This is a genomic window from Bradyrhizobium pachyrhizi, from assembly GCF_029714545.1.
In the GTDB taxonomy this organism is placed as follows: domain Bacteria; phylum Pseudomonadota; class Alphaproteobacteria; order Rhizobiales; family Xanthobacteraceae; genus Bradyrhizobium; species Bradyrhizobium pachyrhizi.
The window spans coordinates 1,758,825-1,771,286 of sequence record NZ_CP121667.1 but is presented as its reverse complement, the minus strand read 5'-3'; the positions used below and the strand labels follow the sequence as shown (position 1 = coordinate 1,771,286).

Sequence of the window (12,462 nt, the reverse complement as noted above, 5' to 3'; positions counted from 1 at the left end):
GGGAAATCCGAGGGCGACGATGAACCGGCATAAACTCCAAAGCGACCCATTGATACGCGGATATTTCAATCCGGGTTCTACCCGTTCCGCAGTCGGTCTCTCCGTTGGGAGATAGTCAGCATGGCATCACCCGGAAAAATCCAGGAGTACGGATCGCAGGCACCGGATACGATTGCGGCGAAGTTATTCAACTTTGAAGTCGGCAAGTTCGCCATAAAGCCGGAACATTCCAACTGGCTGATCAGTGTCGTCGCTCCAAAATTGAGGAGCGGAGGAAGCCTTACAATTATAGGACTTGCAAGTCGTACCGGCAGCGACGATTTCAACATGGAATTGTCGCATAATAGGCTGCGGGCCGTAATTGATTTGCTTCGCAAGCAAGTGCCCAACAATTTCAAAGTTGCGCTCGAGGTGGCGAAAGGGGAACGCGCGGCCAAGTACGCAGGTGAAATGGATGGGGTGGAAAACGAAAGCTGGCGCGGTGTGATCATCTCAGTTTGGACTAAGCCAAATCCACCACCGCCACCGCCGCCACCGCCGCCTCAACCGAAACCTCAATTTTATCCGGAGGAACGCAAATTCTTCAAGCGTTGGCTTGGCTTCGGCGTCAAGTCCGGCGGACAGTTGTTAATCGGCGGCATCGAGAGCACGACCGCGTACGTCGTGAACCTGGGAGATTTGGAGACCTTCGATCTCCAGATTATTAGCAGCCGGTGGGGACTTGGTCTTGGAGGCAGCGGAGGGGCCGTTGCCGTTATCGGCTTTGGTTTCAGCGTTCCGTATGAGTTGCACCGTGAACCCCTGAATGACTGGGGCGTCAATGTCGCATTTACCGAAAAGCTGATCTCGAAATCGGCACTGCAATCGATCCATAACAGCAAGTACTTCATCGATGGCTTGAAAAACGGCAGGTACGTGGCACCCGCGCTGAATACGCGAAACACCTTTACGGCCATTGGCTTGCTTCAGAACGTGAGAAATGCACTCCACACGCTGTACGGAGGATTCGAGGCAGCCAAGGGCTCGGGCGTCATTGTGCTCGACTTGCCGTTTTTAGGTGTGGGACTTGAATTGTCCGCTTTCTTGACGCGAGGAACCATGTACGTCTCGAATCCTTCCCATTGGATTGAACCGAGCTAAAGGCCTCGGACGAGATTCGCCAAAGCCTTGCCGCTAGCGCAGAGAATTTCGAGCCCACGGTTTGGTGCCGCTCCACGAACGGTCGACCAGCCGGGTGCTCGCCGAGTTCTGATCCACAGCAGAAGAGGGTGAGCAGGCATCGTACCGGTTTAACCGGCTACGTTGGCAGGGCTGAACCACGTGCGACATCGCAGCATGCGATGCTCTTTGATGTCGCAGTTTGCGGAGTGGACGAAGGTCTCTGCAGGTTACAAGGCGATCATGGTGTCCGGCGGCCCCGCGACGGAGGGGTTTCTTTTTGCTCGCCGCCGGTGTTTCCTCTGCACGGCGGAGAACGGGCATGCAGGGATCGCTGGGGGAAAAGATCGGCCAAGGCGTCTTCGCTGATGTCCACGCCTGGGCACCCGGTCAGGTCGTCAAATTGTCCAGGCCAGGTATCCCGCAGTGGGTCGTCCGGCACGAGGCGCAAATGACCCGCGCGGTCTTCGCCGCCGGCGGCCCAGCGCCGGAGGTGCTCGGCGAAGTCACCCTGGACGGCCGCTTTGGCATCGTGCTGCCGCGGTTCGATGGGCCGACCCTGACGCAGGCTACGCGCACCGGCGCCATCACGCGTGAACAAGCGGGCGAAATCCTTGCGACGCTCTGCCGTGCCGTCCACAAGACGCGACCGCCGCCGGACGCACTCTCGCTGCGCGAGGCGATGGACGCCAGATTGCGGTTCGGCGGCAGCGTGCTTCCGGAGCGCATCACCACCGGCGTCCTCGCGCTGATCGAGCACCTCGCGCCCGATGACGTGCTGTGCCATTCCGACCTTCACCCCGGCAACGTGATCATGACGGCGCAGGGTCCGAGACTGATCGACTGGCTCGGCGCGGCTCGTGCGCCCGCCGCCTATGAGATTGCACAGTGCCATGTCCTGATTGCCGAGCTTGCCCCGGAACATGCCGACGATCCGGAGCGGGCCACGGTCAATTCGGTTCTGCAGGCGGAGTATGCGCGGCTGGCCGGCATAGCCCCTGCGGCGTTGACGGCGGCGATGCAGCCCTATTTGCCGATCGTCCGCGTCTTCCTCCTGCTCGGCGGGGCCATGCCTGAGATGCGGGAGCGGCTGATCCAGCGCGTCGAGGCGGCCCTGCGCTCGGAAGACTGAATTGTCTTGGTCGCGCGTATGGCTCCGGTCTGGCCGCCAGATCGGAGCCATTTCATTTTGCCGGTCCGTGCGTTTGATCGGCCAACATGATGGTGACCTCTCCGTACGCTTCACAGCCCAAGAATAGGGCCGTTCCGTCCTAGCTGGTAAACATCGTTATTTAACCAAGGAAAATCTCTCGGGGGGCAGTTCTCAAACTGACCTACCGCCGCCTCAGCTGGCGGCCTCTTTCAACCGCAATTCTTCGAACGGCGCTCAATTGCCTGGCGTTTTCGAACCTTGCTTGGGCCTCTGAGAGGGCACTGTCGATGGCGAGTCCCAGTCAATCATTTTCAAGCAAATGAGGAGTTCGACATAGCTTTGTACTTGCCCTGACCCCGCCTCGAGTTCGCAACTTTCTCGCGGTCCTGCCGGGACAGTTAGCCAGATCGAGTTTAGCTGCTGCCGCGCAACCGCCTCGTCACTCACGCACTTACTCGCGTCCTGGGGAAGTCCCGACGCTTTATCGTCAACGGAAACGTCCGCGCAAAGCGCGTTGATATCGAAGTTGGGAACACTGTCTGAAATTTGTACGGGCGGCTGACCAACGAGCGATAATGCCAAGAGCGCTGCCTTCATGAGATCTCCCTCCCCGTCCGGTGCGCCCAGCTGGAAGGCGGATTGAGCTGGAACTGACGCGGCTTCGGAGGCTGTGGCGGCCGCCCTCCGCCCACGACGCTACATTGCGCCTTTTTCCCAGTTTCTATCCACTGCCAACCGCAATGCTGCGGCGCGCTACTACTTTTGCGCACGCGATTTGCCTGCCCGTCTGTTGGTTAGGACTAGTTCGGGATGGCAATTGCCGCGGGCATTTGCCGATTTACGATGTGCTCAGTCGTGCGGATTTGGCCGACGTTCCACCACACCTCGACCATGCGATAAGGCATGCTGGTGCTCTTGGCCATCGCGATGGTGTGGGGGTTGTAGCGCTGATCATCCGAGCAGAAGAGCGCCCCCGCCGACGACGAATAAAACGATCGCTAGACCTATCAGGCCGTACTCGACGTCATCCATCTCGATCGACCATCGAACGAGGAACGGGCAAGCCCCAGCTCAGGGGGTGAGCTGGGGCTGCCGGGGCTGGAAGGCTGTAGCGGCACAGCCTCTACTCACGACGCTACGACTTTCCCGAATTTGATCCACAAGAAACCGCTGTTGCTGCAGCGCGCTACTACCAATGCCCCACGCACGCGATCATACGGTCTCATACAGCGCACCGACGCCTGGCATGCCGCAAGTTCCGGTGCGGCCACCTAGCCCATTTTGATCAGGGGCTGCTTCTCAAGTTGTAGATCTGGGACAGAGGAATTGAGTTACTGGGCGTCGGCCATCTTCGGTCGAGATGACTGCGGTTGCGCGTTGGCTGCCGAGGGCCGGCTCGACGGCGACGCCGGTTCCTGCGATGAGACGGCAGCGTCGGGCGGCGCGCCCGGGAATGGTCGATGGGCGGCTTGTGCCGGAAGCACGATCACTTTCGCGCCGACTTTCACCCGATCATAGAGGTCCATGACGTCGTCATTGGTCAGCCGGATGCAGCCGGACGAAACCCGCTTCCCGATCGTATCGGGCTTGTTGGTGCCGTGAATTCTGTATTCGGTATCGCCCAGATACATCGCCCGGGCACCGAGCGGATTGCCGGGGCCGCCCGCCATGAACCGCGGCAGATAAGGCTGGCGCGAAATCATCTCTGCCGGCGGACGCCAGTCCGGCCATTCTGTCTTGCGGGCCACGACCTGTTCACCGGACCATGTGAAACCTTCGCGGCCGACACCGATGCCGTAGCGCACCGCCTGCCCGCCGTTCAGAACGAGATAGAGGAATGTGTTTCCGGTATCGATGACGACGGTGCCCGGCGGCTGGTGACTGACGTAGTCAACCACCTGCCGAACAAATTTTCCGGGAGCGTCAGCGACGTTTGGTGTTTCGATCCGGGGCGCGGGGACCGGGATTGGAACCGGAGCTTGCGCTGGAACCTGAACCGGTGCCGCTACGTGAATAGGAGTCGATGGCGCCGGGGCCTGGTGCGCGGCTTGCTTCCGTATCGGTTGGACGCTCGCCGGGCGCGACAGCAAACCGTACCCCAATGCGGCAGCGGCTACTGCGCCGATTGCAACTCTTCCGGCCACCGGTAGCGCGAGCGTCTCGGTCTTTCCACGTTTGGCTCGCTTACCCATACCTCTCCCCTGATCGCTATGCCCGGAAGGGGTATCCGGCAAATTTTAACAAGCTTCGAAGCGATGTCGCTCAAGCTGGAAATCGCCAAGCGTCGTTAACGCCAGTCCTTGTTCTGCAACACCCATCGTCCACATTCGATCGCCGGCTCCACCCATCCGACGAAGCGGACAAAGCAGGCGCTCTTGGCTATGTCGGCTAGGGGCCAAAAGCAGACGAATTATTGCGCTCCGGTGCGGAGGCGGGTTGGCCAACCGACACGGACCAGCGTTTCATCTGGATCAGAGACCGCAAATTCGTACATCCCCCACGGCTTGTCTTCGGGCGATTGCTGAAATTCGCGGGCCGCGGCATCAACACTCTCGAGATAAAGATAAAGCCCAAAAGGGTTTCTGCCCGGCGTCAGCCATCCCTCGACCGCGTCCGTCAGATGTAGATATCCGCCCTTCCCGTTCGACAGCATGCGATAGGTGTCGGGCTCTCCCGGAGCAGGCCTTTCGCCGTCCGGGCGCGCAAAGCCCAGCCGATTGTAGAACCGCTCCGACGCATCAAGGTCATTGCACGGCAGGATCGCGATCAAAGCTCCGGAAGGGCTCATCTTGGTGCACTCCGACGTCACGCAGCAAACTTTCGCCTGCTCTTCTCAATGTCTGAAAATTTGTCACCTTTAAGGTGGGAGTCGGGGTTGGGACAGCCACATGACCGCTTCGGGTCAGAAGGCGGTATCCCTGAGGTCGGGTCGGGTTGCCGCTTCGTCCCCGAACGCCGGCGTCCCGGATTTTGATGAGTACGCCGCCCTACTCGCCCCACTCTCGCGCCATGGTGGCGAGCGTGCAGCCCTCGCAGTAGCGGGCATCCTTGAAGTCGATCCAGTTGTGGGCGTAGACGCGCTCCGGCGGAATGCCGTAACGCGCGCGCAGCAGCTTCACCAGCACCCGCCAGGCCGCGACCTGTGCGTCGGTCGGGCCCGTCGTGACGTCGGGATAATTGCCGGCGAATTCGACGCCGATCGACGTGTCCTTGTTCACCTGGTGATAGGTCTTGCTGTTGTCGACGTATTTGTTGTCGTTGCGATCGGCGCCGTCTGTGTGGGTCGGAACGAGGTTGTCGGCGACCGCCCAATAGACCGTGCCGTCGGTTTCGACCCAGACCATGACGCCGCGCCGGGTCGGGTTCTTGTGCTGCGCCTCGGCGCCGTATCGTGCCGAGCCTTGCGGCCCCTCGGTCTGGTGCACGATGATATTGCGCCAGGGATGCGATTTGGCGACGTCGCCCCAGGGCGCCAGCCAGACCATCTTCAAGCCGGGAATCTCGGGCGTTCCTTGCGATCGCGCGATGGTCGCGAGATCGGGCGTTTCGGCTGACACGGCAGCGGACAGGACCAGCGCAACGAGCGCGGTGAGCAGGCGAAGCATCATCACTGAATATCCGGTGTCGTCTCTCTATTCAGCATGATCTTTTCGGAAAACCGCTTCGCACTTTTCCGGATCATGCTTTAGCACGCTCAGGCGCGCTTGCGCAGGCTCGCCTCGACCGTCTTGGGCAGCTTCGGCTCGTAGGTCGCGTAGCCGTTCTTGCCGCCCTTCTTGGCATCGTAGAGCGCATGGTCGGCGGCGGCGACCAGGCGATCGGGATGCGGGCCGATCTCGCGGGTCCATTGCGCGACGCCGATCGAGACCGCGATCGGGATGTCCCTGCCGGTGCACTGCTCGGCGTCGGCGCGGCAGACCTCGAGCACGCGGCGCGCGATCATCGCGCCCTCGCGCAGGCTCGAGGACGGCAGCACGATGCAGAACTCGTCGCCGCCGGTGCGGGCCAGCATGTCGCCCGGGCGGAGCCGCGTCTGCGCCATCAGCGTGAAATGCTGCAGGCAGGCGTCGCCGGCGGCGTGGCCGTGGGTGTCGTTGATGCCCTTGAAACCGTCGAGGTCGATCACCAGCAGCGCGAACGCCTCGCCGTTGCGGTCGGAGCGCGCGCATTCCTCGGTCAGCCGCTGCAGGAGATGGCGGCGGTTGCCGACGCCGGTGAGATCGTCGAGCAGCGCGAGGTCGGCGACCTCGTTGCGCAGCCGGTCGATCGCCATCAGCAGGAAGCCGAAATTGAGCGCCATCGACAGGAACACCATCAGCAGGATCACCAGCGACTGCCCCGCAGAGAAGCGGACGAAGGAGAACTCGCCGGGCTGCAGCAGCGCGCCGACGGCGCGCAGCGCATAGATGCCGATCAGCACGGAGGCGACGATGCCGGCGAGCCGGGCACCGGGGCTGACGCGGCCGTTCTCGGACGACAGCAACAGCTTCAGCGTCAGCGCGAACGGCGTGACCTGGGCAATGGTGTAGACCAGGATGCGCATCGGCATGCTGTCATAGGCGAAGATGAAGGTGCCGAGACCGGCGAAGGCCAGCGCTGTGGTCAGCAACGTGGCGCGCCAGGTCGCGGGCTTGTCGTAGAACCGCTCGATGCCCATCGCGGCAAGGCCGGCGGCGAACACCATCAAGGTCCCCGCCGCAAGCAGCGGCAGCAGCGAGTCCGTCAGCATCACGCGAAGCATCGCGCAGCTGGCGCCGGCGGAGGCGACGAGCGCCGACGCGGTCCAGAACCGCGCCGCGCCGAAAGCAGGATAGCTCCGCGCGACATAGGCCCAGATCAGCCCGAGCGCGAGAAAATTGATAATGAATACCGTCCAAAGCGTCGGAACGCTCAACATCGCCCCTGTTCGAGAGCCGTATCGGCCTCGCCTCTCCTGAAATGACCGTCTGCCCCCTCCGGGCGCTTCCTCAAATGACAATCCCCGTTGTCTTGCGGAACAGCATGCGGCCGCGCCGCTTAACGGAGCGTCACCCACAACGTGCCAATCCGCGCTGTGGTTTTGAATCGATGAAGATCTGCGCATCCGCCGTTTGCGCATCGTTAAGCATGACGGATGCGACGACGCCGCGACGCGCGACATGCGCAACGCTTTGCGAAAAAGCTGGCGAAAACGCGTAACAGTTGTGGATAACACGATGACGGCGCCGTGACAGCACGCGGCAGCAGCCTCCGAATCTGCTGAGTTTGATATCGAGGATGTTGCGAGGCTGGCCCTCCGCCAAGCATGCCTCGGAGTCGCGTTCAATCCATGAAACCCTGAGAGGATACTATGGCTAAGAAAGCGAAGAAGGCGAAGAAGGCGAAGGCGAAAAAGGCCACCAAGAAGAAGGCCGCCAAGAAGTAACGAATTCCAGCCCGGGTAGCGGCTCTCGCCCTGCCCGGGCACCCGGACCGGGACGACCGGTCGCAGCGACGTCAACCTCGAATTCACCACCCTACATCGATCGGCCCCGAACTGGCGGGGCGCATGGCAGCAGGCGCAACGCCTGCTTTTTTATTGCCTGCATCAGGGCCTGACGGCCGCGACGTCAGCGCTCCGCGAAGGCGAGCCTGGCGCCGAGCAGGGCAAAGCCCGCGGCAAAGCTCCGCCGCAGCCAGGCCATCACCTTCGGCCGGGTGATTACGCGGTCGCGCACCGAGGCGGCGAACAGCCCGTAGACTGCGAACACCGCAAAGGTCATCGCCATGAAGACACAGCTGAGCTCGACCATCCGCGCCAGCGGATGCGGCTCGTCGACCGCGATGAACTGCGGCAGGAAGGCCAGGAAGAAGATCGACAGCTTTGGATTGAGGATGTTGATCAGGATCGCGGTCACGATCACGCGCCGGCGCGAGCGCGGCTTGATCTCGGTGTCGACGGCGAGCGCGCCGCGCTCGCGCAGCGCCTGCCAGGCCATGTAGAGCAGATAGACGACGCCGCCCCATTTCAGCGCCGCGAACGCCACGGCGCTGGTGTGCAGGATGGCCGCGAGCCCGAGCATCGCCGCGATCATCTGCGGCACGATCCCGAGCGTGCAGCCGAACGCCGCCGCCACGCTCGCCCGCGCTCCCCGGGTCAACGCCACCGCGAGCGTATAGAGCACGCCGGTGCCGGGCGAGGCCACCACGATCAGCGACGTCAGCAGAAAGGACCAGGTCACTTCAAGTCCGTCACTTCAAATCCTCGGCGGGCGGGACATCGTCCGCCAATATCACGGCGACGGGGACGGCGGAAGCGGCTGCCGGCCTCCGCCCGGCGCCGGCGCCGGCACCCCGTTATGACGACCTGCGCCATCCGCGATGCGAAAGCTCCGACGCCTTCATCTCGGCGACCCGGATCACGTCCAGCGGCGCCCAGGGCTTGGCCCAGAACAAGGCGCCTTCGGGCAGGCGCTGCCGCAGCGGCTTGCCCGAGGTGACGATCACGTCGAGATCGGGCCTGTATTTCTTCGCGGCATAAGCGAGCTCGATGCCGGTCATGTGTCCGGCCAATTCGACGTCGGTCATCATCAGCACGACGTTGTCGCCGTTGCCCTGCAACACCAGTTCGGCGGCCTCGGCGCTCTCGCAGGCGATGACGTCGAACTCGCTTTCCTCCAGCAGCAGCCCGATCATCTCGCGCTGCATCGGGTCGTCCTCAACCACCAGGGCCTTCGCACGATAGGGCTTTGACTGTCCCATGGGTGTGGCTCCCTTGGTTTGAATGCTTCGGTTCGAGCGCGTAACATAGATTAAATGCCCAAAATCACTGGATGGTTCAGTTCCAATTTGAGAAAAGCGTGGAAATGCCGTGTTCCTCGCTTGGCAACCACCACCCCCGTTGAGATGGAGCTCACCCGACATGACCGCGATCCCTGGATCCGCCGCTGCCGTGACCGGAGCCGCCAGCGGCATCGGCCGCGCGCTCGCGCATGAACTGGCGCTGCGCGGCTGCGATCTGGCGATCGCCGACCGCGACGAGGCCGGCCTGCAGGCCGCCGCCGCGGAGATCGCGAAAGCGAGCCCGCGCAAGGTCACCGTGCATCGCCTCGACGTCAGCGAGCCGGACCAGATCACGGCGTTCGCGGAGGCCGCCGTTGCGGCGCATCCCTCGCTCAACATCGTCGTCAACAATGCCGGCGTCGCGCTGCTCGGCGAGTTCGGCGAGTTCGATCAGGCGCAGATGGAGTGGCTGTTCAACATCAATTTCTGGGGCGTGGTGCACGGCACCCGCGCCTTCCTGCCGCAGCTTTCGCGGCAGCGCGAGGCACATATCGTCAACATCTCCTCGATCTTCGGCATCATCGCCCCGCCCGGCCAGAGCGCCTATTGCGCGGCCAAGTTCGCGGTGCGCGGCTTCTCGGAGAGCCTGCGCCACGAGCTTGCGGTGGCGAACAGCCCGGTGCGCCTGTCCGTGGTGCATCCCGGCGGCGTCGCCACCAGCATCGCGCGCAACTCGCGCGCCGGCACCGGCGTCACCGACAATGCCCGCCGCGCCGAATCGATCGAGCGCTTCGACGCGCTGGCCAGGACCACGCCGACCGCGGCCGCACAGCGCATCATCGCCGGCATCGAGAAGAACCAGCCGCGCATCCTGATCGGCAAGGACGCATACTTCATGGACCTGCTACAACGCTTCCGCCCGGCGACCTACTGGAAAACCATGCAACGGATGATGGAGAAGACGGCGGCGCGACGGATCGCGCGCGATGCCGCGAGGGCGAGCCAGTAGCACAATGGCGCGGAGTAACCCGCGCATCACCCGTCGTCCCGGCGAAAGCCGGGACCCATACCACAGGATCGGGTTGGTGAGACACGCCGGGGGCCACAGCGTCGTGCAACAACCGACATTTGTGGTTATGGGTCCCGGCTTTCGCCGGGACGACACCGAGGATGTTGCACGATCAGTGAGCGAACGCACGACGCCGCGACCCGAGGCCCTGCGGCGGCGACGCGCATACAGCCGTCGTCCCGGCGAAAGCCGGGACCCATAACCACAGGATCGGGTTGGTGAGACACGCCGGGGGCCACAGCGTCGTGCGACAACCGACATTTGTGGTTATGGGTCCCTGTGTCTTGGAAGTCTGTCAGGATGGGTTGGGCGGGAAGCCGTTGGGTCCTTGGCGCTTGACGCCGTGAGCCGGCTCGGCCTCCCGCCCGTTCCATTACCAACCTGAACAGTTGCACGAGGCTGCGCCAACAGACCTCGCATCACAGGGACAGGCACCGTGATCATACCCCCTCGTTATGTCGGAATCGACGTCTCCAAGAAGCATCTCGATATCTTTGATGAAGCTGACGGCGTGTCCAGGCGCATCGCCAACGCGGCACAGGCCATCACACAGCAGGTGGCGCGTTGGCGATGCGATGCGCTGGTCGTCTTCGAGGCCACGGGCGCCTATGACCTCGCGCTTCGCGAGGCCCTAAGCCAGGCCGGTGTCCGCTTCGCTCGGATCAATCCGGCTCGAGCTCGCGATTTTGCGCGGGCCAGCGGCCAACTTGCCAAAACCGATCCGATCGATGCACGGATGCTGGCGGCCTTTGGCCGGGTCATGCAGCCGGCAACCGAGCGGGCCGCCAATCCCGCCCGCAACGCTTTGGCAGGGCTTGCAAAACGGCGGGACCAACTGGTTCTCATGCGCGCGCAGGAGAAGAACCGGCGCAGCGAGGCCGACGACCGCGCCATGGCCGAACGGATCAGTCGGCTCATTGAGGTTCTCGATGGCGAGATCGCCGAGATCGAGGCCGATATCAACGCATTGACCAAGGCCGAGCCGGAGATCGCGGACGATGCGCGGTTGATGCGCTCACTGCCGGGCGTGGGTCCCGTGGCTTGCATGCAGCTGATCGCGAAGATGCCGGAACTTGGACATGTTGGAGCGAAGCAGATCGCCGCGCTCGCGGGCCTTGCCCCCTTCAACGTCGACAGCGGCGCCTTCCGTGGAAAACGCAAGATCGCCGGCGGCCGAAAGCGCGTTCGTGACGCCCTCTATATGGCGGCTCTGAACGCGGTTCGTCGGGCCGATCCATTCAAGGCCTTCTACGCGCGGCTGCGACAGGTCGGCAAACCAGCCAAGCTCGCTCTCATTGCCGTCGCCAGGAAGCTCCTAACGGTCCTCAACGCCATGATGCGCGACAGAAAGCCCTACCTGCAGACCAAGCCGACATAACAGTTGCCGGGTCAAGCCCGGGACGACGCTGAGGATGCTGCACGACCCGCGGGTCATACTATGCCTGCGAGTCGCACCTGCGCGTCATCGCGACACGGGATTACCCGCCCAGCTGCCTCTTCACGGCGAGCGCCAGCCGGAACAGCGGATCGCTCCGTTCCGACGGATAGAGCGCGCTCCTCGTCACCTGCGGGAAATTGTCGTTCTTCCAGAACGACGCCGGCGTGAACGAGAATTTGGCGACCAGCCGCCGGCCGAAATCCATCTCGTAGGGAAAGTAGTTCTCCTTCTGCTCGGTGCCGGACATCTCCGGATACTCGCCGAGCAGATAGCCCTCCTGGATGTGCGGGCGCACCGCAGACGGCGGGCAGACGCTGGAGAGGCGCACGATCTGCAGGCCGGCCTCGGCGCTCGCGGTGATCGCGCCGCTCAAATTCGGCACGCCGAGCACATAGAGGAAGGCGGTGCCGGTCTCCGCCAGCGAGGCAAAGGAGGCGGCGATCCGTATCGAATGGGTGACGTCGAGCAGCGGGGTGGTGCAGACCTCGTAATGCTGCAGGATCGACCAGCGCAGGATGCGATGCCGCTTCAACCGCTCGAGCCCGAGCAGCTTTTCCCCGGCGTATACGGCGATCAGGATCCGCTCGGCGCGTTGCAGCGCATCGAACCGCCCGACCAGCGTCGCCTGATCGGGATTGCCGCGGCCGCCGCGAAACAGCGTCGGCTTCAGCGACGAGTTGCGCTTGATGTTCCTGTAGTCGGCGCCCTGGCCGCGAAACAGCAGCACATGATCGCGGTTGAGGAATTGCAGCTCGGCGATCTTGGTGGCGAGCTCCAGATAAGAGCCGACGCGATGGCCCGGCCCCTCCCGCACCGCCGAGTTCTTCGCGACCTGGCATCCGCGGCGGTCGAAGAACGACCAGATTTTTTGGCTGCCTATGGTTTCCATGAGATGTCCCGCAC

General features: G+C 63.1%; 11 protein-coding genes. 4 read left to right on the top strand and 7 right to left on the bottom strand.

The features are described from left to right. Positions 1 to 120 precede the first annotated feature (120 nt). Together QA639_RS08080 and QA639_RS08075 are read left to right on the top strand one after the other, a co-directional pair. Positions 121 to 1,140, top strand: a complete 1,020-nt coding sequence (locus QA639_RS08080; RefSeq protein ID WP_152977468.1) for an OmpA family protein — start codon at positions 121 to 123, stop codon at positions 1,138 to 1,140. Between the two features lie 298 nt (positions 1,141 to 1,438). Then, positions 1,439 to 2,290, top strand: coding sequence for an aminoglycoside phosphotransferase family protein (locus QA639_RS08075; RefSeq protein WP_283089495.1), 852 nt, complete (start codon positions 1,439 to 1,441; stop codon positions 2,288 to 2,290). Positions 2,291 to 3,642: 1,352 nt separating this feature from the next. Here the strand turns inward: QA639_RS08075 and QA639_RS08070 are convergent. The 6 genes from QA639_RS08070 to QA639_RS08045 all read right to left on the bottom strand — a co-directional run bounded on the left by QA639_RS08070 (position 3,643) and on the right by QA639_RS08045 (position 9,031). Beyond that, positions 3,643 to 4,503, bottom strand: coding sequence for a L,D-transpeptidase (locus QA639_RS08070; RefSeq protein WP_028333156.1), 861 nt, complete (start codon positions 4,501 to 4,503; stop codon positions 3,643 to 3,645). A 218-nt stretch (positions 4,504 to 4,721) separates the two neighbouring features. Further along, complete coding sequence (locus QA639_RS08065; protein ID WP_028333155.1) at positions 4,722 to 5,099, bottom strand: VOC family protein; 378 nt, start codon at positions 5,097 to 5,099, stop codon at positions 4,722 to 4,724. A 199-nt stretch (positions 5,100 to 5,298) separates the two neighbouring features. Then, the gene (locus QA639_RS08060; protein WP_157348931.1) at positions 5,299 to 5,919 is read right to left on the bottom strand and encodes a peptidoglycan recognition protein family protein; all 621 of its coding nucleotides are present in this window, start codon (positions 5,917 to 5,919) and stop codon (positions 5,299 to 5,301) included. Positions 5,920 to 6,005: 86 nt separating this feature from the next. Beyond that, on the bottom strand, positions 6,006 to 7,208 hold the full coding sequence (locus QA639_RS08055; RefSeq protein WP_157348932.1) for a GGDEF domain-containing protein: 1,203 nt from the start codon (positions 7,206 to 7,208) through the stop codon (positions 6,006 to 6,008). 691 nt (positions 7,209 to 7,899) lie between these two features. Then, complete coding sequence (locus tag QA639_RS08050) at positions 7,900 to 8,511, bottom strand: LysE family translocator (protein WP_028333152.1); 612 nt, start codon at positions 8,509 to 8,511, stop codon at positions 7,900 to 7,902. A gap of 115 nt (positions 8,512 to 8,626) precedes the next feature. After that, a complete protein-coding gene (locus QA639_RS08045; RefSeq protein WP_028333151.1) occupies positions 8,627 to 9,031 on the bottom strand; it encodes a response regulator in 405 nt (134 codons plus the stop codon). Positions 9,032 to 9,191: 160 nt separating this feature from the next. On the opposite strand from QA639_RS08045, the gene QA639_RS08040 reads away from it, so the two are divergent. Together QA639_RS08040 and QA639_RS08035 are read left to right on the top strand one after the other, a co-directional pair. Next, positions 9,192 to 10,061 (top strand): SDR family NAD(P)-dependent oxidoreductase, encoded by an 870-nt coding sequence (locus QA639_RS08040; RefSeq protein WP_092087469.1) that lies wholly within the window; start codon positions 9,192 to 9,194, stop codon positions 10,059 to 10,061. A 496-nt stretch (positions 10,062 to 10,557) separates the two neighbouring features. Continuing rightward, the gene (locus QA639_RS08035; protein ID WP_283089494.1) at positions 10,558 to 11,499 is read left to right on the top strand and encodes an IS110 family RNA-guided transposase; all 942 of its coding nucleotides are present in this window, start codon (positions 10,558 to 10,560) and stop codon (positions 11,497 to 11,499) included. A 100-nt stretch (positions 11,500 to 11,599) separates the two neighbouring features. Here QA639_RS08035 and QA639_RS08030 read toward each other — a convergent pair whose 3' ends face one another. After that, positions 11,600 to 12,448, bottom strand: coding sequence for an FRG domain-containing protein (locus tag QA639_RS08030; protein ID WP_283089493.1), 849 nt, complete (start codon positions 12,446 to 12,448; stop codon positions 11,600 to 11,602). Positions 12,449 to 12,462: the final 14 nt, after the last annotated feature.

What these genes read in the sequence shown, in the direction of transcription:
- QA639_RS08080 (WP_152977468.1), top strand. Translation starts at nt 121, where the DNA reads ATGGCATCACCCGGAAAAATCCAGGAGTACGGATCGCAGGCACCGGAT.
- QA639_RS08030 (WP_283089493.1), bottom strand. Translation starts at nt 12,448, where the DNA reads ATGGAAACCATAGGCAGCCAAAAAATCTGGTCGTTCTTCGACCGCCGC.
- QA639_RS08060 (WP_157348931.1), bottom strand. Translation starts at nt 5,919, where the DNA reads ATGATGCTTCGCCTGCTCACCGCGCTCGTTGCGCTGGTCCTGTCCGCT.
- QA639_RS08070 (WP_028333156.1), bottom strand. Translation starts at nt 4,503, where the DNA reads ATGGGTAAGCGAGCCAAACGTGGAAAGACCGAGACGCTCGCGCTACCG.
- QA639_RS08040 (WP_092087469.1), top strand. Translation starts at nt 9,192, where the DNA reads ATGACCGCGATCCCTGGATCCGCCGCTGCCGTGACCGGAGCCGCCAGC.
- QA639_RS08055 (WP_157348932.1), bottom strand. Translation starts at nt 7,208, where the DNA reads ATGTTGAGCGTTCCGACGCTTTGGACGGTATTCATTATCAATTTTCTC.
- QA639_RS08065 (WP_028333155.1), bottom strand. Translation starts at nt 5,099, where the DNA reads ATGAGCCCTTCCGGAGCTTTGATCGCGATCCTGCCGTGCAATGACCTT.
- QA639_RS08045 (WP_028333151.1), bottom strand. Translation starts at nt 9,031, where the DNA reads ATGGGACAGTCAAAGCCCTATCGTGCGAAGGCCCTGGTGGTTGAGGAC.